20 protein-coding genes are annotated in these 20,447 nt (G+C 63.3%); 10 read left to right on the forward strand and 10 right to left on the reverse strand.

What is annotated here, in order from left to right; translation table 11 throughout:
- The 5 genes from HU760_RS18055 to sugE all read left to right on the forward strand — a co-directional run.
- The coding region (locus HU760_RS18055) for a hypothetical protein (RefSeq protein WP_217858980.1) at positions 1-200 on the forward strand (200 nt) is incomplete at its 5' end.
- A gap of 16 nt (positions 201-216) precedes the next feature.
- Positions 217-1,137, forward strand: a complete 921-nt coding sequence (gene rdgC / locus HU760_RS18060) for a recombination-associated protein RdgC (protein ID WP_186679006.1) — start codon at positions 217-219, stop codon at positions 1,135-1,137.
- A gap of 102 nt (positions 1,138-1,239) precedes the next feature.
- Positions 1,240-2,199 (forward strand): bile acid:sodium symporter family protein, encoded by a 960-nt coding sequence (locus HU760_RS18065; RefSeq protein WP_186679008.1) that lies wholly within the window; start codon positions 1,240-1,242, stop codon positions 2,197-2,199.
- Between the two features lie 137 nt (positions 2,200-2,336).
- The gene (locus HU760_RS18070) at positions 2,337-2,798 is read left to right on the forward strand and encodes a hypothetical protein (protein ID WP_186679010.1); all 462 of its coding nucleotides are present in this window, start codon (positions 2,337-2,339) and stop codon (positions 2,796-2,798) included.
- Between the two features lie 136 nt (positions 2,799-2,934).
- The gene (sugE, locus tag HU760_RS18075) at positions 2,935-3,252 is read left to right on the forward strand and encodes a quaternary ammonium compound efflux SMR transporter SugE (protein WP_186679012.1); all 318 of its coding nucleotides are present in this window, start codon (positions 2,935-2,937) and stop codon (positions 3,250-3,252) included.
- 9 nt (positions 3,253-3,261) lie between these two features.
- Here the strand turns inward: sugE and HU760_RS18080 are convergent, their stop codons facing one another.
- Positions 3,262-5,139: an MFS transporter gene (locus tag HU760_RS18080; protein WP_186679014.1), complete on the reverse strand. Its 1,878-nt coding sequence runs from the start codon at positions 5,137-5,139 to the stop codon at positions 3,262-3,264.
- Positions 5,140-5,276: 137 nt separating this feature from the next.
- Between HU760_RS18080 and HU760_RS18085 the strand changes: the two genes are divergently transcribed.
- Complete coding sequence (locus HU760_RS18085; protein ID WP_186679017.1) at positions 5,277-6,455, forward strand: MFS transporter; 1,179 nt, start codon at positions 5,277-5,279, stop codon at positions 6,453-6,455.
- A gap of 133 nt (positions 6,456-6,588) precedes the next feature.
- The gene (locus HU760_RS18090; RefSeq protein ID WP_186679032.1) at positions 6,589-10,065 is read left to right on the forward strand and encodes a hybrid sensor histidine kinase/response regulator; all 3,477 of its coding nucleotides are present in this window, start codon (positions 6,589-6,591) and stop codon (positions 10,063-10,065) included.
- Here the strand turns inward: HU760_RS18090 and HU760_RS18095 are convergent.
- Positions 10,037-11,410, reverse strand: a complete 1,374-nt coding sequence (locus HU760_RS18095) for a DNA recombination protein RmuC (protein WP_186679287.1) — start codon at positions 11,408-11,410, stop codon at positions 10,037-10,039. The two genes, HU760_RS18090 and HU760_RS18095, sit on opposite strands and share 29 nt — an antisense overlap.
- Before the next feature lie 1,115 nt (positions 11,411-12,525).
- Here HU760_RS18095 and HU760_RS18100 point away from each other — a divergent pair.
- The 3 genes from HU760_RS18100 (at position 12,526) to HU760_RS18110 (ending at position 14,910) form a co-directional block, all read left to right on the forward strand.
- On the forward strand, positions 12,526-12,750 hold the full coding sequence (locus HU760_RS18100) for a hypothetical protein (protein WP_003257337.1): 225 nt from the start codon (positions 12,526-12,528) through the stop codon (positions 12,748-12,750).
- Positions 12,751-12,999: 249 nt separating this feature from the next.
- Positions 13,000-13,482 (forward strand): hypothetical protein, encoded by a 483-nt coding sequence (locus tag HU760_RS18105; protein WP_186679035.1) that lies wholly within the window; start codon positions 13,000-13,002, stop codon positions 13,480-13,482.
- Between the two features lie 147 nt (positions 13,483-13,629).
- Positions 13,630-14,910 (forward strand): OmpP1/FadL family transporter, encoded by a 1,281-nt coding sequence (locus HU760_RS18110; protein WP_186679038.1) that lies wholly within the window; start codon positions 13,630-13,632, stop codon positions 14,908-14,910.
- A gap of 154 nt (positions 14,911-15,064) precedes the next feature.
- Here the strand turns inward: HU760_RS18110 and HU760_RS18115 are convergent, their stop codons facing one another.
- The 8 genes from HU760_RS18115 to cobU all read right to left on the reverse strand — a co-directional run bounded on the left by HU760_RS18115 (position 15,065) and on the right by cobU (position 20,446).
- On the reverse strand, positions 15,065-15,616 hold the full coding sequence (locus HU760_RS18115) for a glutathione peroxidase (protein ID WP_186679041.1): 552 nt from the start codon (positions 15,614-15,616) through the stop codon (positions 15,065-15,067).
- A gap of 46 nt (positions 15,617-15,662) precedes the next feature.
- Positions 15,663-15,785 (reverse strand): hypothetical protein, encoded by a 123-nt coding sequence (locus HU760_RS24570; RefSeq protein WP_264081719.1) that lies wholly within the window; start codon positions 15,783-15,785, stop codon positions 15,663-15,665.
- On the reverse strand, positions 15,782-16,984 hold the full coding sequence (locus tag HU760_RS18120) for an MFS transporter (protein WP_189665582.1): 1,203 nt from the start codon (positions 16,982-16,984) through the stop codon (positions 15,782-15,784). Before HU760_RS18120 ends, HU760_RS24570 begins: the two co-directional genes overlap by 4 nt.
- A 63-nt stretch (positions 16,985-17,047) precedes the next feature.
- Entirely contained in the window at positions 17,048-17,452 is a 405-nt protein-coding gene (locus HU760_RS18125) for a MarR family winged helix-turn-helix transcriptional regulator (protein WP_186679043.1), read from the reverse strand.
- Positions 17,453-17,585: 133 nt separating this feature from the next.
- Positions 17,586-18,308: an adenosylcobinamide-GDP ribazoletransferase gene (locus HU760_RS18130; protein WP_186679045.1), complete on the reverse strand. Its 723-nt coding sequence runs from the start codon at positions 18,306-18,308 to the stop codon at positions 17,586-17,588.
- A gap of 1 nt (position 18,309) precedes the next feature.
- Entirely contained in the window at positions 18,310-18,876 is a 567-nt protein-coding gene (locus tag HU760_RS18135) for a histidine phosphatase family protein (protein WP_186679047.1), read from the reverse strand.
- On the reverse strand, positions 18,873-19,928 hold the full coding sequence (gene cobT, locus HU760_RS18140; protein ID WP_186679049.1) for a nicotinate-nucleotide--dimethylbenzimidazole phosphoribosyltransferase: 1,056 nt from the start codon (positions 19,926-19,928) through the stop codon (positions 18,873-18,875). The genes HU760_RS18135 and cobT overlap by 4 nt, the downstream gene beginning before the upstream one ends.
- On the reverse strand, positions 19,925-20,446 hold the full coding sequence (gene cobU, locus HU760_RS18145) for a bifunctional adenosylcobinamide kinase/adenosylcobinamide-phosphate guanylyltransferase (RefSeq protein WP_186679051.1): 522 nt from the start codon (positions 20,444-20,446) through the stop codon (positions 19,925-19,927). Before cobU ends, cobT begins: the two co-directional genes overlap by 4 nt.
- Position 20,447 lies beyond the last annotated feature (1 nt).

Genomic DNA, 20,447 nt, shown 5'->3' on the forward strand with positions numbered 1-20,447 from the left:
TTCGTCTCGGTGTGGCGCGCATTCTACGGACGGCTTGCTACCCTGGCAAGCGTTTTTTGAACTTTTTTCAAAAAAAATTCCAGATCTTTCAAAGACCTAGCGCTGCCGGGCATTTTCCTGGCAGCCAGATAGCTGCTGGCCCTCTGACAGGGTTGGCCTCGGAGCACCGCTCGGAGAATAATGCCCGCCTTATGCATTAAGGAGAGATTGCCCCTCATGTGGTTCAAGAACCTGCTGACCTACCGCCTGACCCAGGAAGTCCCGTTCGAGCCTGAAGCGCTGGAAGCGGCCCTGGCCAGCAAGCCGGCCCGCCCCTGCGCCAGCCAGGAGCTGACCACCTATGGTTTCGTCGCGCCATTCGGCAAGGGCGAAGACGCTCCCCTGGTGCATGTCAGCGGCGAGTACCTGCTGATTGCAGCGCGCAAGGAAGAACGCATCCTGCCCAGCAGCGTGGTCAACGACGCGGTGAAGGAAAAGGTCGAAGAGATCGAGACCGAGCAGATGCGCAAGGTCTACAAGAAGGAACGCGACCAGATCAAGGACGAGATCATCCAGGCCTTCCTGCCGCGTGCGTTCATCCGCCGCTCGATGATCTTCGCCGCCATCGCCCCGCGCCTGGGGGTGATCCTGGTCAACTCGGCCAGCGCCAAGCGTGCCGAAGACCTGCTGTCGACCCTGCGCGAAGTGATGGGCTCTCTGCCAGTGCGCCCGGCGACGGTGAAGATCGCGCCAACCGCCACCATGACCGACTGGGTCAAGTCGCAGCAGGCCGCCGAAGGCTTCTACGTGCTGGACGAATGCGAACTGCGCGACACCGCCGAAGACGGCGGCATCGTACGCTGCAAGCGCCAGGACCTGACCAGCGAGGAAATCCAGCTGCACCTGAGCACCGGCAAGGTGGTCACCCAGCTGGCCCTGGCCTGGCAGGACAAGCTGTCGTTCGTGCTGGACGACAAGATGGTGATCAAGCGCGTCAAGTTCGAGGAGCTGCTGCAGGAGCAGGCCGAACAGGATGGCGGCGACGAAGCTGCGCAGCAGTTCGACGCCAGCTTCCAGCTGATGATGATGACCTTTGCCGAGTTCCTGCCGGCGCTGTTCGAGGCGCTGGGCGGCGAGGAGATTCCACAAGGGGTCTGACGGCCATGAAATGCCGGTGCTGGCAGGGGGGATATCCTCGGACAGCGCCGGCGACTGGCCCCTTGAAAACGACAAGACAATAAACGGAAAAGGACTTGCCCCATGCGTGCCCTCGCCGCCCTCAGCCGCTTCGTCGGCAATACCTTCGCCCTGTGGGTGCTGTTGTTCGCCGTGCTGGCCTTTCTGCAACCGCAATGGTTCATCGCCCTGAAGGTGGCCATCGTGCCGTTGCTGGGCCTGGTGATGTTCGGCATGGGCCTGACCCTCAAGCTAGACGATTTCGCCGCCCTCGCCCGTCAGCCCTGGCGGGTGATGCTGGGCGTGGTCGCGCACTTCGTGATCATGCCGGGCATGGCCTGGCTGCTGTGCCAGTTGTTCCAGCTGCCGCCGGAAATCGCCGTAGGCGTGATCCTGGTCGGCTGCTGCCCGAGCGGCACGGCGTCGAACGTGATGGTCTGGCTGTCGCGGGGTGACCTGGCGTTGGCGGTGGCGATTGCCGCCGTGACGACCCTGCTCGCCCCGCTGCTGACCCCGGCGCTGGTCTGGCTCCTCGCGTCGGCCTGGCTGCCGGTGTCCTTCATGGACATGTTCTGGTCGATCCTGCAGCTGGTGATGCTGCCGATCGTGCTCGGCGTACTGGCCCAGCGCCTGCTCGGCACCAAGGTCCAGGCGGCGGTGCAGGTGCTGCCGCTGGTTTCGGTGATCAGCATCGTGATGATCGTCTGCGCAGTGGTGGCGGCCAGCCAGGCGAAAATCGCCGAGTCAGGGCTGCTGATCATGGCGGTGGTCGTGCTGCACAACAGCTTCGGCTATTTGCTCGGGTACCTGACCGGCAGGCTGTGCAAGCTGCCGCTGGGCCAACGCAAGTCGCTGGCGCTGGAGGTGGGCATGCAGAACTCCGGACTGGGCGCAGCGCTGGCAGCGGCGCATTTTTCGCCGCTGGCAGCGGTGCCGAGTGCGTTGTTCAGTGTTTGGCACAATATTTCCGGTGCACTGCTGTCGACCTGGTTCCGGCGCATGGGTGAGCCGCAGACAATGGCGAGCAGAACAGAGTCTGCATGACTCGCTACCAGCCCGAGTACTGCGGAACCCCTTCTGCCTGCGCACCTCCCGGTCATGCGCATAGATTCGTTGTGGGGCGGCACCCTTGCCTGTCGCCCACCAAACGACCAATCACATGACCCATAACGGAGATGACAATGGATGACTCCAGGCTGGACACCTCTAAATCCTTCACCGGCGATATCTACCTGGAAGAGGGAGGGAAAAGGCGTTCCGTACGTATCGACGACAGTGACTGGCTCTGCATCATGGATGCTCAGGTACTGCCGACCACATTCTGGTTTGGCTGCTATCAGGAGGATGATGGCGATATCTACATCATCAAGGAATTTACCAACGGCGGAAGCAAGGACAATCGCGTCCTGAGCCTGAACGATGATGGCCGACTGGGCTTCTACTCGGGCTCGAACAGGCCTTGGCGCATTTGCAAGCGCGACGGTGAAGCGTTGGTGCCACGTTCCACGCCGGAAGCTGCCATTACCGTGTCAACCAAGGGTGGGCGGGTATGGACAGCCGACAACCGCCAGTGCAAGGCCGCCAAGGGGGCCGGCAGCAACTTTGTGGTTCATATCCATAAGGTAGGTGTCTACCGCTTCTGACCGGCCAGCGTTCGAGCGCCACTTGCTTCGCAGGCTGCAGTTGGGCATTGTGGTGACCACGGTGAGGACGACCTCACGACGCAGCGCGTGACCATCCCGGGGACGGCCCCATCTTTCGCAACGATGGAGCCGTACCATGTCCTGGATCATCCTGTTCTTCGCCGGCCTGTTCGAGGTCGGCTGGGCCGTCGGCCTGAAATACACCGACGGCTTCAGCAAGCCGCTTCCCACCGCACTGACCGTCGCCGCCATGGCCATCAGCCTGGGCCTGCTGGGCCTGGCCATGAAGGAACTGCCGCTGGGCACCGCCTACGCCATCTGGACCGGTGTCGGCGCGGTTGGCACGGTGATCGCCGGTATCCTCCTGTTCGGCGAGTCCGTGGCCCTGGTACGCCTGGTCAGCGTGGCGCTGATCGTTGCCGGCCTGGTCGGCCTGAAAGTCAGCGCCAGCTGACACCCGCCGCTATCGCAGGTCGCCGCGCAGGCGGCTGACCTGCTCACGCAACGCTTCTGGCTGCGCGGCCTCCACCGGAATGGCAGCGCCTGCCACGATGGTTACCCGAGACCACAGGCGCTTGAAAAAGCCCTTGGCCGGGTCACGGCTGAAGAAGCTGCCCCACAGCCCCTGCAAGGCCAGCGGAATCACCGGCACCGGGGTTTCCGAGAGGATGCGGTTGACGCCGCCCTTGAACACATCGATTTCGCCGTCCCCGGTCAGCTTGCCCTCCGGGAAGATGCACACCAGCTCGCCATCGGCCAGGTACTCGGCAATGCGGGTAAAGGCGCGCTCGTAAGTGGCCTGGTCTTCGTTGCGCCCGGCAATCGGGATGGCACCTGCAGTGCGGAACACGAAGTTGAGCACCGGCAGGTTGTAGATCTTGTAGTACATGACGAAGCGGATCGGCCGACGGATCGCCCCACCGAGCAGCAGCGCATCGACGAACGACACGTGGTTGCACACCAGCAATGCCGCGCCCTGGTCGGGAATGCGCTCGAGGTCGCGGTGCTGCACGCGGTACATCGAATGGCTGAGCAGCCAGATCAGGAAGCGCATGGTGAACTCGGGCACGATCCTGAAGATATGGACGTTCACCGCGATATTGAGCAGCGACACCACCAGGAACAGCTGCGGGATGGTCAGCTTGGCCAGGCCCAGCAGGACGATGGTGAGCAGCGCCGATACCACCATGAACAAGGCATTGAGGATATTGTTGGCGGCGATCACCCGAGCACGCTGGTCCTCGGCGGTACGCGCCTGGATCAACGCATACAGCGGCACGATATAGAAACCACCGAACACGCCAAGGCCGACGATCGACAGCAGGATCCACCAGGCCTGGCCCATGCCCAGCAGCGCCAGCCAGTCGTGCGGTGCCGCGGCAGCCGGCACATCGCCGGAGTGCCACCACCACAGCAGGCCGAACAGGCTGAGGCCGAACGAACCGAACGGCACCAGGCCGATTTCCACCTTGCGCCCGCTCAGCCGCTCGCACAGCAGCGAGCCCAGGGCGATACCGACCGAGAACAGCGTCAGCACCAGGGTCACCACCGTACCATCACCGTGCAGCCAGTCCTTGGCATAGGCCGGGATCTGAGTGAGGTAGATGGCGCCGACGAACCAGAACCACGAGTTGCCGACGATCGAGCGCGACACCGCCGGCGGCTGCCCCAGGCCCATGTGCAGGATCGCCCAGGATTGCCTGAAGATGTTCCAGTCCAGTGGCATTTGCGGCGAAGCGGCAGCAGCGCGCGGGATCCAGCGGCTGGCCAGGTAGCCAAGCACCGCCGTGCCGACCACACCGCCGGCCACCACCGTGGCATAGCTGTCGGCCGACATCATCACCCCGGCGCCGATGGTGCCGGCCAGGATGGCCAGGAAGGTACCGGTTTCCACCAGCCCGTTACCGCCGACCAGTTCTTCTTCGCGCAGCGCCTGCGGCAGGATCGAGTATTTCACCGGGCCGAACAGCGCCGAGTGGGTGCCCATGCCGAACAGTGCCACCAGCATCAGCGCCAGGTGGTTGGTGATGAAGCCGAGCGCACCGATTGCCATGATGGCGATCTCGGCCAGCTTGATCGCCCGGATCAGCGCGTCCTTGGCGAATTTCTCGCCAAACTGCCCACCCAGCGCCGAAAACAGGAAGAACGGCAGGATGAACAGCAAGGCGCACAGGTTGACCCAGATCGAACGGTCGCCGTCGCCCAGGCTGAGCTTGAACAGGATCGCCAGGATCAGCGACTGCTTGAACAGGTTGTCGTTGAACGCACCCAGCGACTGGGTGATGAAGAACGGCAGGAACCGCCGCTTGCCGAGCAAGGTGAATTGCGAGGAATGACTCATCGTCCTTGGTCCTGGGGGCTTTTGGCATTGGAGGCGCGCCGGGCGCGACAAGCCACAAATCTGCACGGTAAATGCGCTGCCTGGCAAGCGCTGGCTTATGCTGGAGCCTGGCAACTGAAGACAACAAGGACGTGGCAATGCTCGCCGCCATCAAAGGCTACCCTCACACCGTTCGCCTGCTGCTGCTCACCACCTTCACGCTCACCGTCGCCCGCGCCCTCACCCTGCCTTATCTGGTGGTGTATCTGGCCGACACCTTCCAGCTGCCGATCAGCCAGATCGGCCTGCTGGTCGGCGGCGCACTGATCATCGCCTCGCTGCTGAGCCTGTATGGCGGGCACCTGGTGGACACCTTGCGTAACCACACGCTGGTCAGCACCAATACCCTGCTGTTCGCCCTGGCTTTCGCCGGTGCCGTTGCCAGCCACTCGGCGCTGTCGTTCTTCATCTGTCTGATACTGGTCAACCTGACCCTGGCAGTAGTCGACATCGCCGCCAAGGCGGGCTTCTGCGCGTTACTGCCGGTCGAAGCGCGGGCCGAGGTATTCGCCATCAAGTACACCCTCAGCAATGTCGGCTATGCCGCCGGCCCGCTGCTGGGCGTGGCCCTGCTGGAACTGGACGGCCACCTGCCATTCATCGCCTCGGCCCTGCTTGGCCTGGGCATGAGCCTGGCTTATTGGCGCCTGGGCGACCGTGGCCTGCAGGCCAGCGCAGCGGACCAACCCGGCGCCGGTTTCGGCCAGGTGGCGCTGGGGTTGGCCGGTGACCGTCGGCTGGTGTGCTTCACCCTCGGTGGGGTGCTGAGCGCGGTGGTGTTCGGCCAGTTCACCGCCTACCTGTCGCAGTACCTGGTGGTGACCAGCAGCCCGGGCGAGGCAGCGCGCCTGGTCGGTTACCTGGTGACCACCAACGCAGTGACGGTGATTGCCTTGCAGTACCTGATCGGGCGGCGCATCAGCCGCCAACGCCTGATGCCCTGGCTGCTGGCCGGCATGGGCCTGTTCGTCGCCGGGCTGCTGGGTTTTGCCCTGGCCGGGTCGACGCTGATGTGGTGCCTGGCGATGCTGGTATTCACCCTGGGCGAAATCATTGTCATCCCCGCCGAGTACATGTTCATCGACCTGATCGCACCGGAGCACTTGCGCGGGGTGTATTACGGTGCGCAGAACCTGTCCAACATGGGCGCCGCGCTCGGGCCGGTGATGGTCGGATTTGCCCTGGTGCATCTGTGGCCGGGGGCAATCTTCTGCCTGCTGGTGTTGTCGGTGATACTGGCGGCGGTGTTCTATTGGCTGGGTACCCGCCGCGGGTGATGATGCCTGTGCAGGTTGCAGATGCACCCTGCGACCACCTGCCACTGCGACCATGGTCTGCGCTGACGAAGCGGCACCTGCGTGCCAGACTGGTTGATCGGGACCGCGTTATCTTTTTTGCTTCGGAGTCTTCATGTCGTTGTCCAGCGGGCTGATCGCCGTGGTCGCCCTGGCCTATATGGCCATCATGTTCGCCATCGCCTTCTATGGTGACCGCCGCAGCACGCCATTGCCGCCGAAACTGCGTGCCTGGGTCTACAGCCTGTCGCTGGCGGTGTACTGCACCAGCTGGACCTTCTTCGGCGCGGTCGGCCAGGCCGCCGAACAGCTCTGGGCGTTCCTGCCGATCTACCTGGGCCCGGTGCTGCTGTTGATCTTCGCACCGTGGGTGCTGCAGAAGATGGTGCTGATCAGCAAGCAACAGAACATCACCTCGATCGCCGACTTCATCGCCGCACGCTACGGCAAGTCGCAGACCCTGGCGGTGGTGGTGGCGTTGATCTGCCTGGTCGGCGTGTTGCCCTACATCGCCTTGCAACTGAAAGGCATCGTGCTGGGCGTGAACCTGCTGATCGGCGCCAGTGCCGATGCCACCGGCACGCGCGTGCAGGACACCGCGCTGGTGGTATCGCTGGTGCTGGCACTGTTCGCCATCGTTTTCGGCACCCGCAGCCTGGACGTGACCGAACACCACCGTGGCATGGTCCTGGCGATTGCCTTCGAATCGTTGATCAAGCTGCTGGCTTTCCTTGCCGTGGGCATCTTCGTGGTGTTCAACCTGTATGACGGCTTCGACGACCTGTTCAGCCAGGCCCGCCAGTCAGTCCACCTGCAGGACTACTGGCAGGAGACCATCAACTGGCCGTCGATGGTGGTACAGACCACCGTGGCGATGATGGCGATCATCTGCCTGCCACGGCAGTTCCACGTCACGGTGGTGGAGAATATCGAACCCCAGGACATGCGCCTGGCACGCTGGGTGTTCCCGATGTACCTGGCATTGGCCGCGCTGTTCGTGGTGCCCATCGCCCTGGCTGGGCAGATGCTGCTGCCAGGCACGGTGATCTCAGACTCGTTCGTCATCAGCCTGCCACTGGCCGAGGCACACCCTAGCCTGGCCCTGCTGGCGTTCATCGGTGGCGCTTCGGCCGCCACCGGCATGGTCATCGTCGAGGCCGTGGCACTGTCGACCATGGTTTCCAACGACATGCTGCTGCCCTGGCTGCTGCGCCGGACCAATGCCGAGCGGCCATTCGAGGCGTTCCGCCACTGGATGCTGTCGGTGCGCCGGGTGACCATCGTGGTGATCCTGCTGCTGGCCTACGTCAGCTACCGCCTGCTGGGCTCCACGGCCAGCCTGGCAACCATCGGCCAGATCGCCTTCGCTGCGGTGACCCAGCTGACTCCAGCCATGCTCGGCGCGCTGTACTGGAAGCAGGCCAACCGCCGCGGCGTGTTCGCCGGGCTGGCGGCAGGCATCTTCCTGTGGTTCTACACCCTGGTGCTGCCGATTGCCGCGCACAGTCTGGGCTGGTCGCTGCAGCTGTTTCCGGGGCTGGCGTGGCTGCATGGCAACCCGCTGAACCTGCCGATCAGCCCCCTGACCCAAGGCGTGGTGCTGTCGCTGGCGGGCAACTTCACGCTGTTCGCCTGGGTCTCGGTGTTGTCGCGCACGCGGGTGTCCGAGCATTGGCAGGCCGGCCGCTTCATCGGCCAGCAGACCAGTGCCCGCCCCAGCAGCAAGCCGCTGCTGGCGGTGCAGATCGACGACCTGCTGACCCTGGCCTCGCGCTTCGTCGGCGAAGAGCGCGCGCGGCAAAGCTTCATCCGCTTCGCCTACCGCCAGGGCAAGGGCTTCAACCCCAACCAGAACGCCGACGGTGACTGGATCGAACACACCGAACGCCTGCTGGCCGGGGTGCTCGGCACCTCATCGACCCGCGCCGTGGTCAAGGCCGCCATCGAAGGCCGCGACATGCAGCTGGAAGACGTGGTGCGCATCGCCGACGAAGCCAGTGAGGTGCTGCAGTTCAACCGCGCCCTGCTGCAAGGCGCCATCGAGAACATCAACCAGGGCATCAGCGTGGTTGACCAGAACCTGCACCTGGTGGCCTGGAACCGCCGCTACCTGGAGCTGTTCAACTACCCCGACGGGCTGATCAGCGTCGGCCGGCCGATCGCCGATATCATCCGCTACAACGCCGAACGCGGCTTGTGCGGCCCTGGCGAAGCACAGGTGCACGTGGCGCGCCGGCTGCACTGGATGCGCCAGGGCCGCGCGCATTCTTCGGAGCGCCTGTTCCCCAATGGCCGGGTGATCGAACTGATCGGCAACCCGATGCCGGGCGGCGGCTTCGTCATGAGCTTTACCGACATCACCCCGTTCCGCGAGGCCGAGCAGGCCCTGCGTGAAGCCAATGAAAGCCTGGAACAACGGGTTGCCGAACGTACCTACGAGCTGTCCCAACTGAACCAGGCATTGTCCGAAGCCAAGAGCCATGCCGAGGCCGTGAGCCAGTCGAAGACCCGTTTCCTGGCTGCGGTCAGCCATGACCTGATGCAACCGCTGAACGCTGCACGGCTGTTCTCTGCGGCCCTGTCGCAACAGGCCGAAGGTATGAACGATGAGGCCCGGCAGCTGGTGCAGCACATGGATAGCTCGCTGCGCTCGGCCGAAGAGCTGATCAGCGACTTGCTGGACATCTCGCGCCTGGAGAACGGCAAGATCACCCCGGACCCGAAGCCCTTCGCCCTCAACGAACTGTTCGACACCCTGGGCGCCGAGTTCAAGGTGCTGGCCGCCGAAAAAGGCCTGGCGTTCCGCCTGCGCGGCAGTCGCCTGCGGGTGGAGAGCGACATGAAGCTGCTGCGCCGGGTGCTGCAGAACTTCCTGACCAATGCCCTGCGCTACGGCAAGAGTCCGATCCTGCTGGGTGTAAGGCGCCAGGGTGAACGCTTGTGGCTGGAAGTGTGGGACCGTGGCCCCGGTATCGCCGACGACAAGCTGCAGGTGATTTTCCAGGAGTTCAAGCGCCTGGACAGTCACCAGACCCGCGCCGAGAAAGGCCTCGGCCTTGGCCTGGCAATAGCCGACGGCCTGTGCCGGGTACTGGGCCACACGCTGGAAGTGCGCTCATGGCCGGGCAGAGGCACGGTGTTCCGCGTCAGCGTGCCGATTGCCCGCCAGGCCGCACCGGTTGTCAGTGCCCCGGCGGAACAGGCCGGTCAGCCACTGGCCGGCTTGCAGGTGCTGTGCGTGGACAATGAAGACAGCATCCTGATAGGCATGAACAGCCTGCTCAGCCGCTGGGGTTGCCAGGTATGGACCGCGCGCAACCAGGCCGAATGCGAGGCCTTGCTGGACAAGGGCATGCGCCCGCATCTGGCGTTGGTGGACTACCACCTGGACGATGGCGAGACTGGCATCGGGCTGATGGGCTGGCTACGCGCGCGCCTGGGCGAACCGGTGCCGGGTGTGGTGATCAGCGCTGACGGCAGCAAGGAAACCCTCGCCATGGTCCACGCTTCGGGGCTGGATTACCTGGCCAAGCCGGTCAAGCCAGCGGCCCTGCGTGCCATGCTCAATCGCCATCTGAGCCTGGTTCAGTAAGCACTTCTTCGGGCAACGCTTCGTCGGACAGCGCCCGCTCCAGCAAATCGGCCGGCAGGCTCTTGCTGGCGCGGGCACCCAGCAGTTTCAGCTGTTCGCTGCGGCTGACCAGGTTGCCGCGCCCTTCACACAGTTTGTTGCGCGCGGCGGCATAGGCCTTGTCGACCTGCTGCAGGCGGTTGCCCAGCTCGTCCAGGTCCTGGATGAACAGCACGAACTTGTCATACAGCCAGCCGGCGCGCTCGGCGATCTCGCGGGCGTTCTGGCCCTGGCGCTCCTGTTTCCACAGGCTGTCGATCACCCGCAGGGTAGCGAGCAAGGTGGTCGGGCTGACGATCACGATCTGCCGGTCGAAGGCTTCCTGGAACAGGTTCGGCTCGGCCTGCAGGGCGGCCGAGAAAGCCGCCTCGATCGGCACGAACAGCAGCACGAAATCCAGGCTGTGCAGGCCTTCGAGGCGGTTGTAGTCCTTGCTCGACAGGCCTTTGACGTGGCTGCGCAGCGATTGCACATGCTGCTTCAGCGCAGCTTCGTCGTTGCTGGCGACGAACTGCTGGTAGGCCGTGAGACTGACCTTGGCATCCACCACCACTTGCTTGTCGCCGGGCAACATGATCAGCACATCGGGCTGGAAGCGCTCGCCGTCGGCGCTCTTCAAACTCACCTGGGTCTGGTATTCGCGGCCCTTTTCCAGGCCGGCGTGCTCCAGCACCCGCTCGAGGATGAGCTCCCCCCAGTTGCCCTGGGTCTTCTGGCCCTTCAGGGCCTGGGTCAGGTTGGTGGCTTCGTCGGACAGGCGCAGGTTGAGCTGCTGCAGACGCTCCAGTTCCTTGCCCAGCGAAAAACGTTCGCGGGCTTCCTGCTGGTAGCTTTCCTCCACACGCCTTTCGAACGCCTGGATGCGCTCCTTGAGCGGGTCGAGCAACTGTCCGAGGTGCTGCTGACTGGTCTGGGCGAAACGCTGCTCGCGCTCGTCGAAGATTTTCGTGGCCAGGTCGGCGAACTGGGCGCGCAAGGTGTCACGGGCTTCCTGCAGGTCTTCCAGACGCTGCTGGTGGCTTTCCTGCTGTTCACGCAGTTCGGCGTCCAGGCGCGCGGTCTGGGCCTCCAGGCGGCGCAGTTCCGCTTCACGGTTGGCGCGCTCAAGGCTCCAGGCGTGGGCAGCATCACGGGCATTGTCGCGATCGATCTGGAGCAATTCGAGCTCGCGGCCCTGGGCGGCCAGCTGGGCCTGCTTGACCGTGTTGGCTTCGCTGAGGTCGCTGACTTCATCGCGGCTGGCCTCCAGCTGTGCCTGCAGGCCGGCCTGGGCCAACAAGGCGGCGTTCAGGCGTTCTTCGAGCAAGGCCTGTTCAGCGTGCCGCGCGCCTTGGCGACGCTGTAGCTGCATGATCCACCCCAGACAGGGCAAAGCCCCTGCCACCAAGCCCAGCAGAATGCTGGCCAGATCCACTGTCATGCTTACCCCGTATGATGCTGGATGATTGCTGCGCAGCTTATCAGCAATCGTTCAAGGCGCGAGTCTGGCGCAGCCACAGGGTACGCCACGCGACTTTTTGCGTTGCGACATGGCATTTTCGCTAAACCGGAAAAATTTTTTCAGCGATCTTTTCTTGACGTTCTCAAGTGCATGACTTGAAAGCCCATTGGAACCTGTCGATTGTCGGACAGTTCATCAAATTGCTGGCACGCCCGTCCTAGAGCAAGCGCCTGGGACAATCCACAGTTCCTGTGGATAACTCGGTGGACAACCCCCTCCTATCCCCCGCAAACCCCCGTGAATCGGGGCTTTTGCTCAAACTGACGATTTTTTCACCAGCTGAAAATAGTGTTTTTTTTCATTGACTTAACCGCCCAGTCAAGGCATTGGCGAGTCCATCGCAGCATGTTGCCAAGCAGTTACAAGCGTCGCTCCGAATGTGAACAAGTGCACCCTGAACCCTCATTTGAGTGCACGAAAATGGTACATCGAGCCGGTTGCAGGCCATTTGGCCCCTCTTCCCAGCAGCGTAATTACGCGCCATACTGCGCGGCTCACCTGAACAAACCTGTAACGCTTGCCAAGTGCATGCATTTCCGGTAAGGTGCGCCTCGTTAGTACCAAGCTGAAAGTCAATTCTGGCCTCAAGCGTCCTTGCAGACCCACTCCTCCCAAGAGTGGCACTGCTGAAACCAGGACGGGCCCATTCGATGATTCACTCGCCAGCCTTGCGCTGTTCAAGCACGAATCACGTTACAGATTGATCAGGATCCCACCCCGACGGCCTAGAACCTTGCCCCGGCGTGCTGCCTGCCTTCTGAAGTACCTACCAGTCAGCCCAAGCGCCCACCTTTGATTGCGCCTCCTCTGGCTGCCCTGTTCCAGTCAGGTTCGTTCGTCCCTTAATAAAGGCGTCACTGGAACGTTTCTATCATGCACGAATCCTAACTTCGTGTTTAAAGCAGGAACCTCCAAACAATATGCAAACTCATCATCAGATTCAGGCTGCCATTGGCACCCTTTCCCAGGCCTTTTCGCCGTTGAAGTGCTTGATCGTCGCCCCGCGCAAGGGCAGCTTCAGCTTCACCCTGGTCGACGAACATGGCGTCGCCTGCCACACCGAGCGACTGTACCCGGAGCAGTACAGCCGCAGTGAACCGCTGCAAGCGGTTATCGCCCGTACCCGTCAGTCGCTAACCGCGTGACCCTTGTATGGTGCGGTATTCAAGCGCTGAATGACGCCATCGCAAGCCTGCCTGAACGCTCCAGGCGTAATTGCCTTAAGGCATATAGCCCGGGACCTCAGGCAGCAATCGATTTAAAAACAGCCCTTTACACCATCATTATCACACTACACTTCAACACGAGCGGCACCTGCCGCTTCCGGCGGGCCTGATCATTCACCAGCTGCCAAGCTCCAGCGCCCGTCCGGCCCTTAACTGCTCGAGGGCATCATGGGTATCGCGGCGAATGAATTGTGTCAGTATGTGATCCGACCCACCCTGGTCTACCTGAACCGTCACAGCGCCAGCGCCGAAGCCTTGTTGCTAGGTATCGCCGCCAGCCAGTCGGCCTTGGGCGCAGCCTTACATGACCGCCGTGGGCATGGCCTGTACCGCATCGGCGAACATCGTCACCAGGCGCTCTGGGACGACTATCTGGCCCGCGACCCCGACCTGGCCAGCCTGGTCCGCGGCCTGGCCAGCCAACACGCCTTCCTCGGCGGCCCGCACCTGGAACTCACGGTCAACCTGCGCTATTCCACCGCGATTGCCTGGATGCTCATCGAAGAGCAGGCCACACCCTTGCCCGCCGCCAATGATCTGCTGGCATTGGCGCGCATCTGGCGACAGATCTTCAACCCTCAAGGTCGTCTACGCGACTTCACCCATGCCTGGCATACCTGCATAGATCAGAAATTGCCGCAAGCATCTTAAGAGGTGTCCTACAAAATACCCGGAAAAAAAGGAATTTTGGTCGGATTGTCCTACAAAGCCGCTCTATCTCCGGCGATCTTGGCTATAGCGCGGCACGTGATTTGTTGGTAGCGTTTCGTCCCGGAGATCCCAAGGAGTTTTCTAATAATGAAAAAAGTAATGCTCAAAACCTCCCTCGGCATTGCCGTTGCTCTTGCTTCCAGCCAACTGCTCGCCGCCGGGTTCGCGCTGAACGAACAGAGCATCAGCGGCATGGGAACCGGTTTTGCGGGGCGTTCGTCTTCTGCCGAAGATGCCAGCACGGTGTATGGCAACCCTGCAGGCATGTCACGCCTGAAGCGTGAACAGGTCACCGTGGGTGGTGCGGCCGTCATCGCCAAGACTGATATTTCCGGCCCTGGCAGCAATTTCGGGGGGGAAACCGATGGCGACATGGTTCCGGTCGTGGGCGTCCCCATGGGCTACTACGTCAAGCCGATCGATGATCACTGGAGCGTGGGCTTCGGCGTTTACGTACCATACGGCCTGATCACCGACTACGGTAGCGATGATGCGGCACGCTACTGGGGCAAGAAGAGCAAGGTCGAGGTCGTCACCTTCCAGCCAACCATCAGCTATGCGTTCAACGACAAGGTGTCGATCGGTTTTGGCCCGACCATCAACCGTATCAAGGGTGAACTGGGGTCGAACCTGAGCAGCAAGGCGCTGCTGGGGCCCGGGGGGCCGGATGGCGAGATCAAGATCAAGGGCGATGACACCGCGATCGGTTACAACATCGGTGTTCTGGTACAAGCTACGGACCGTACTCGCCTGGGTCTGACCTATCACTCGATGGTCGACTACAAACTTGAGGGCGATACCCGTGTTTCCTACCCGATCCCACAGCTTGGCCTGAATGGCAAGTTCGACGCCAGCCTGAAGATCAAGACGCCGGAGTCGGTGGACTTCTCCGTTACCCATGAATTGGATGACCACTGGACCCTGTACGCGGGTAGTACCTGGACGCGCTGGAGCCGCCTGGAAAGCATCGTTGTCAAGAACGAAGCCCCGGCGGGTTACCCACTGCAGACCATCACCGAAGAGCAGAACTGGCATGACACCTGGGCCCACGCCATTGGCGCGTCCTACAAGGTCAACAAGGAATGGACCCTGCGTGCAGGCTTCTCGGTCGACCAGTCGCCCACCAACAACCACGATCGCTCGCCGCGCATTCCAACTGGCGACCGTAAAGCGGTCAGCTTTGGTGCCGGCTGGAGCCCGAACGATGACATGACCATCGATGTTGCCTACTCGTACCTGTGGGAAGAAGATACCAAGGTCAACAATGTGTCGGGCTCGCCGACACAACGGGCATTGAAAGGCACCTACCAGGCCAAGTACGAAAACAGTGCTCACGGTATTGGTGCATCCCTTACCTACCGCTTCTGATTCGTACGCGTCATATGAAAAACCGCCCTCGTGGCGGTTTTTTCCTTGCTCTTGTTCTTCGCGACTTCAGGAGGCCTGCGTTCGGCCTCCTGAAGTCGCGATCGGCGGCGCTTGGGCTTCCACGCGCCAGGAAGCAAGAGCAAGAGTGGTCACATTACCGCTGCGAAGCGATGGCCTTTTCAATGGCGGCCCGGAATTCCGGGTCATCCGGCTTGGTCAGGCTGGAGAAGTTGCCGATCACCTTGCCCTTGCGATCGACAACGTACTTGTAGAAATTCCACTTCGGCGCACTGCTCTGGCTGGCCAGTTCGACGAACAGTGGAATCGCATCCTTGCCCCGCACCGGCTGCGCCTTGGTCATGGTGAAGGTGACACCATAGTTGGCATAACAGACCTTGGCCGTCTTCTCGCTATCGGCATCTTCCTGCTTGAAGTCGTTGGATGGCACGCCAAGCATTTCCAGGCCCTGTTGGTGATACGCCTGGTATGTCGCCTCCAGCCCCTCGAACTGCGGCGCAAAGCCGCAATAGCTGGCCGTATTGACCACCACCAGCGGCTTGCCGGCAAAGCGCTGGCACAGATCCACCTGCCCCTTGCCCCGCAACTCTGGCAGGCTGCCTTGCAACAAGGCCGGGCAATCGGCAGCCCAGCTCGAAGCGCTGCCAAGCAGGGCCAGCACCGCCACCGTCAACCACTGTGCACGCATGGTTCGTTTCTCCTGCAAAACAATCCTTGAGCTTGCAGGGTAGCGCCTAACAAACACTCATGCCCAGTTGCAGCAACGCCATCCCGCCCTCGTGCCAGCCCCACCAGACCAACGCCAGCAGCAACAACCCGACAACGGCCAGCAGCCCGCGGGCCAGGTAGCGGTTCATGCGGCCTGGGCCTGCAGGCGGGCGACCGGGCGCTCGCGCACAGGCCAGCTCAGGGCGGCGGCCAGCAGGCTGAGCAGGATGGAAATCTGCCAGACCAGGTCGTAGCTACCGGTGCGGTCATACACCACCCCACCCAACCAGCCCCCCAGAAACGCACCCAGCTGGTGGAACAGGAAGACGATACCGCCAAGCATGGACAGGTTGCGCACGCCGAACAGCGTGGCCACGGTACCGTTGGTGAGCGGCACCGTGGACAGCCACAACAGGCCCATGGCAATGCCGAACAGGTAGGCGCTGAACGCACTCACCGGTGCCCAGAGGAACAGCACGATGACCATCGCACGCAGCAGGTACAACCCGGTCAGCAAGCGCGGCTTGGACATGCGCCCGCCCAGCCAGCCCGCGGTGAAGGTGCCGACGATGTTGAACAGGCCGACCAGCGCCAGCACCGTGGTCCCGGTGGTCGCGGGCAGATGCTGGTCAACTAGGTAGGCCGGCAGGTGCACGCCAATGAACACCACCTGGAAACCGCAGACGAAGAAGCCCAGGGCGAGCAGCCAGAAGCCGGAATGCGAACACGCTTCGTGCAAGGCCTGGCCCAGGGTCTGTTCCGTGCCATGGCTGGGCAACGGGCGGTCGCGCAGCAAGCCGACGAAAGGCACGATCAGTGCAACCAGCAGGCCCAGCACCAGCAGTGCAGCGGACCAGCCCAGCCACTGGATCAGGCCAAGGGTCCCCGGCAGCATGGCGAACTGGCCGAAAGAGCCGGCGGCGCTGGCAATCCCCATGGCCATGCTGCGCTTGTCTGCCGGCACGGCACGCCCGACGACACCGAGAATGACCGAGAACGAAGTGCCGGACAGACCGATGCCGATCAGCAAGCCAGCACTCAGCGACAGCGACCAGGCCGAGTCGGCCATGCCCATCAGGACCAAGCCGGTGGCATAGAGAATACCGCCGATGATCACCACCCGCGCCGCACCAAGGCGGTCGGCCAGCGCACCGGCAAAGGGTTGTGCCAAGCCCCAGATCAGGTTCTGCAAGGCAATGGCAAAGGCGAACACCTCACGCCCCCAACCGAAGTCGGCGCTCATCGGCGCCAGGAACAGGCCGAAGCCATGCCGCACACCCAGGGACAGCGCCAGGATCAACGCTGCCCCCAACAATACCCACCCGCTGGTTCGCCACACCGAAGTCATTGTCCTTATCTCCAGCACATCGCAAGGGTTTACGGGTATATACCCGCTTATAATCGCATCAACTCAAGCCAATAGGCCCAGCAACCGCACCAGTTCATCCCGTTGCCCTGCCCCCAGACGTTCTACCAGTTCGGCCTGGGCCCGTTCCCAGGCCGGATGGGCGACGCGCAGCAGCTGCGTAGCGGTGTCGGTCAACAGTACAACGCGGTTGCGCTGGTCATCACCGTCGGCCAGGGCTACCAGCCCTTCAGCCTCCAGCACCCGCAAGTTGCGGCCTAGGGTACTGCGCTCCAAGCCCATGGCTTCGGCCAAGGTGGTGATACTGGGCCGGTCGAGCCGCTGCAGATGGCGCAGCAGGGAAAACTGCGCGACATTGATCCCGAAGCCGGCAAGGGCCTCGTCGTAATGCCGGCTCACCCCACGGGCGGCGCGACGCAGATGGGTACAGATACATTCACTGGTCAGCATGGATACGTGTATATACCCGCACAATGAGCGTTGCAAGATATTTCGGAGTAGACATCGGCATCGCCAGGCAGGAAGTCACGCCTGGTCGGTTGCCACCTGCCATAGGCCAGCCGCTACACGACTGATGCGTTACCTACAGGCTCAACGCCAGCCCCAGCACTACGCCCAATTCGAGCAACTCCAGCAACGCACCAGCGGTATCTCCGGTGGTTCCACCGAGGCGCCGACACATCAACTGCCGCAGCCAGCCGAACACCGCCAGCGCCAGCACCACGATCCACCCGCCCAGGGCCAGGCAGAACAGCGCACAACCCAGCAGCACCCAAGCGGCCGCAGCCCGGGGCAGATGCTCGGCCAGCGCCTGTCCCAGACCACCCGGGCGCACGTAGGGGGTACTCAGGAACAGCCCAAGCATCGCCGATCGCCCGATCAGCGGTGCCAGCAGCAACTGCGCCCCTGTACCCTGCTCCACCAGTACCCACAACGCACAGAACTTCAGCAATAGCACCAGGATCAGGGTGACCACGGCAATTGGCCCGCTGCGCGGGTCTTTCATGATCTGCAGGGTACGTTCGCGGTCGCCGAAACCACCCAACCAGGCGTCGGCGCTGTCCGCCAGCCCATCCAGGTGCAGGGCACCGCTGAGCAGCACCCACAATGCCAGCAGCAATGCTGCATGCAGTGGTGCCGGGGTCGCCTGCAGCCAGTGGCTGGCCAGCCACAGCAACAGGCCGAACAGCAACCCCACCAGCGGGTAAAACAACAGCGAACGCCCCATATCACGCGGTGCCGGCATGCCCGGCAGGCGCACCGGCAAGCTGCTGAGGAACTGCAAGGCAATCCAGAACGGCAACATCTCAGCGCCCCTCGACCCAGTGGCCGTCCTCACCCGGCACCAGCCGCATCAATGCGGCGTGGCCGACCTCTACCTGCAGCAGCTGGGCCCTTGGCAAGCCTCGGGCACGGGCCAGCAACAGCCGCATCACGCCGCCATGGGTGATCACTAGCACGCGTTTGCCAACATGCTGACGGCTCAGGCGTTCGACCGCCGCCAATACGCGTTCGGCAAACGCCGCTACCGGCTCACCATTGGGCGGGGTAAATCCGTACGGGTCTGCCCAGAAGCGCCCCAATGCGTCCGCCTGGTGTTCCATGATCTGCGCTGCGCTGCGGCCTTCCCAATCACCGAAATGCAGCTCCTGCAGGGCCGGCTCAAGCTGCACCGGCAAGTTCAAGCGCGCACCCAGTTCATCGGCAAAACGCGCACAACGCTGCAGCGGCGAACTGACCAGCACCTGCCACGGGCCGGCTTCAGCCACCGCGTTGCGCATCTGCGCCCAGCCCTTGTCGGTCAGGACATCGTCAAGGCTGCCACGCAGGCCGCCATGCGCTGTCTCACCATGGCGCAACAGGTCGAGAATCATGCCGGGCGGTCCGCCACTGCTGCTTCGGCAAAGGTCGCCATCTGCCCATGCAGGGCACAGGCCAGGCGCAACAACGGCACAGCCAGGGCAGCACCACTGCCCTCGCCCAGGCGCAGGCCCAAAGCCAGCAACGGTTCGGCCTGCAATGCGGCCAGCACCGTCTTGTGCCCAGGTTCCGCGCCCTGGTGGGCGAACAGCAGCCAGGCCCGGCACTGCGGGTTGAGGCGCACCGCCAGCAGCGCGGCAACGCTGCAGATGAAGCCGTCCACCAGCACCGCGATACCCGCCTGCGCGCAGCCCAGGTAGGCACCCGCCAACGCGGCGATCTCGAAGCCACCCACGCAGCCCAGTGCCTGCAATGGCGCTTCGGCGCGCAAGTCATGCAGGCGCAGTGCCCGCTCGATGACCTCCGCCTTGTGCCGCACACCGGCGTCATCCAGGCCGGTGCCCGGCCCGCTCAGCTCGATAGCCGGGCAGCCCAGCAGCACGCTGGCCAGGGCTGCGGCGGCGGTGGTGTTGCCAATGCCCATCTCGCCGCCAATGAACAGCTGCGCGCCCTGTTCGGCAGCGCGCAGCGCGCTGTCGCGGCCGGCCTGCAGAGCCGCCTGCAACTGGCCCTCGGTCATCGCGGGCTGGCGGGCGAAGTTGGCCGTGCCGGTGCCCAGGCGCAGATGGCGAACACCAGGCAGCTGCAGATGCGGGTCGATGGTACCCAGGTCGATCACTTCCAGGCTGGCCTGCAACTGGCGCGCCAGCACGCTGATTGCCGCGCCGCCGCCGACGAAGTTGCGCAGCATCTGCCCGGTCACCGCTTGCGGGTAGGCCGAGATACCCTCTTCGACCACCCCGTGATCGCCGGCAAAAAGGGTAATGGCAAGCTGCTCCAGGCTTGGCCGCTCACGCCCTTGCAGGCCTGCCAGCTGAATGGCCAGGCCTTCCAGCTGGCCGAGTGAACCGGCAGGTTTGGTCAGCTGCTGCTGACGGGCGCGGGCCTGGTCCATGGCGGCGTTGTCGAGGGGTTGGCAGGCGTCACGCCACCAGGCTTGGGTCATAGTGCAGGTCCTTTGAGCATTAGGGGCAGGCCAGCCACGGTCAGCACCACGCGTTGACAGCGTTCGGCCACGGCCTGGTGCAACCAGCCGGCCAGGTCGACGTAGCGCCGGGTCAGCTCGCCCATGGGCACGACGCCCAGGCCGGTTTCATTACTGACCAGAATGACAGTGCCCGGCAACTGCTCCAGGCAGGCCAGTAGCGCGTCTCGCTCCTCGGCCAGGCGCTGGTCGTCTTCGAGCATCAGCAGGTTGGTCAGCCACAGGGTCAGGCAATCCACCAGCAGGCAGCGCCCTTCGGCTGCTTCAGCGCGCAGCACCGCGGCCAGGGCCAGGGGTTCTTCGATCAGGCCCCAGTCTGCCGGGCGCCGCTGGCGGTGCAACTGCACGCGGGCATTCATTTCACCGTCCAGCGGCTGGCTGGTGGCGATGTAGGTCACCGCCAGGCCGCTGGTGCTGGCCAGCTGTTCGGCCAGGCGGCTCTTGCCGGAGCGGGCACCGCCGAGGATCAGGTTACGCATG

The sequence above is a fragment of the Pseudomonas oryzicola genome, from assembly GCF_014269185.2.
Taxonomy (GTDB): domain Bacteria; phylum Pseudomonadota; class Gammaproteobacteria; order Pseudomonadales; family Pseudomonadaceae; genus Aquipseudomonas; species Aquipseudomonas oryzicola.

Bases quoted from the DNA above. Each gene is read 5' to 3' on its own strand.
- HU760_RS18080 (WP_186679014.1), bottom strand. From the start codon at position 5,139: ATGAGTCATTCCTCGCAATTCACCTTGCTCGGCAAGCGGCGGTTCCTG.
- HU760_RS18065 (WP_186679008.1), top strand. From the start codon at position 1,240: ATGCGTGCCCTCGCCGCCCTCAGCCGCTTCGTCGGCAATACCTTCGCC.
- HU760_RS18125 (WP_186679043.1), bottom strand. From the start codon at position 17,452: ATGCTGACCAGTGAATGTATCTGTACCCATCTGCGTCGCGCCGCCCGT.
- HU760_RS18130 (WP_186679045.1), bottom strand. From the start codon at position 18,308: ATGTTGCCGTTCTGGATTGCCTTGCAGTTCCTCAGCAGCTTGCCGGTG.
- HU760_RS18135 (WP_186679047.1), bottom strand. From the start codon at position 18,876: ATGATTCTCGACCTGTTGCGCCATGGTGAGACAGCGCATGGCGGCCTG.
- HU760_RS18115 (WP_186679041.1), bottom strand. From the start codon at position 15,616: ATGCGTGCACAGTGGTTGACGGTGGCGGTGCTGGCCCTGCTTGGCAGC.
- HU760_RS18070 (WP_186679010.1), top strand. From the start codon at position 2,337: ATGGATGACTCCAGGCTGGACACCTCTAAATCCTTCACCGGCGATATC.
- cobT (WP_186679049.1), bottom strand. From the start codon at position 19,928: ATGACCCAAGCCTGGTGGCGTGACGCCTGCCAACCCCTCGACAACGCC.
- rdgC (WP_186679006.1), top strand. From the start codon at position 217: ATGTGGTTCAAGAACCTGCTGACCTACCGCCTGACCCAGGAAGTCCCG.
- HU760_RS18105 (WP_186679035.1), top strand. From the start codon at position 13,000: ATGGGTATCGCGGCGAATGAATTGTGTCAGTATGTGATCCGACCCACC.
- HU760_RS24570 (WP_264081719.1), bottom strand. From the start codon at position 15,785: ATGAACCGCTACCTGGCCCGCGGGCTGCTGGCCGTTGTCGGGTTGTTG.
- HU760_RS18090 (WP_186679032.1), top strand. From the start codon at position 6,589: ATGTCGTTGTCCAGCGGGCTGATCGCCGTGGTCGCCCTGGCCTATATG.
- cobU (WP_186679051.1), bottom strand. From the start codon at position 20,446: ATGCGTAACCTGATCCTCGGCGGTGCCCGCTCCGGCAAGAGCCGCCTG.
- HU760_RS18100 (WP_003257337.1), top strand. From the start codon at position 12,526: ATGCAAACTCATCATCAGATTCAGGCTGCCATTGGCACCCTTTCCCAG.
- HU760_RS18120 (WP_189665582.1), bottom strand. From the start codon at position 16,984: ATGACTTCGGTGTGGCGAACCAGCGGGTGGGTATTGTTGGGGGCAGCG.
- sugE (WP_186679012.1), top strand. From the start codon at position 2,935: ATGTCCTGGATCATCCTGTTCTTCGCCGGCCTGTTCGAGGTCGGCTGG.
- HU760_RS18085 (WP_186679017.1), top strand. From the start codon at position 5,277: ATGCTCGCCGCCATCAAAGGCTACCCTCACACCGTTCGCCTGCTGCTG.
- HU760_RS18110 (WP_186679038.1), top strand. From the start codon at position 13,630: ATGAAAAAAGTAATGCTCAAAACCTCCCTCGGCATTGCCGTTGCTCTT.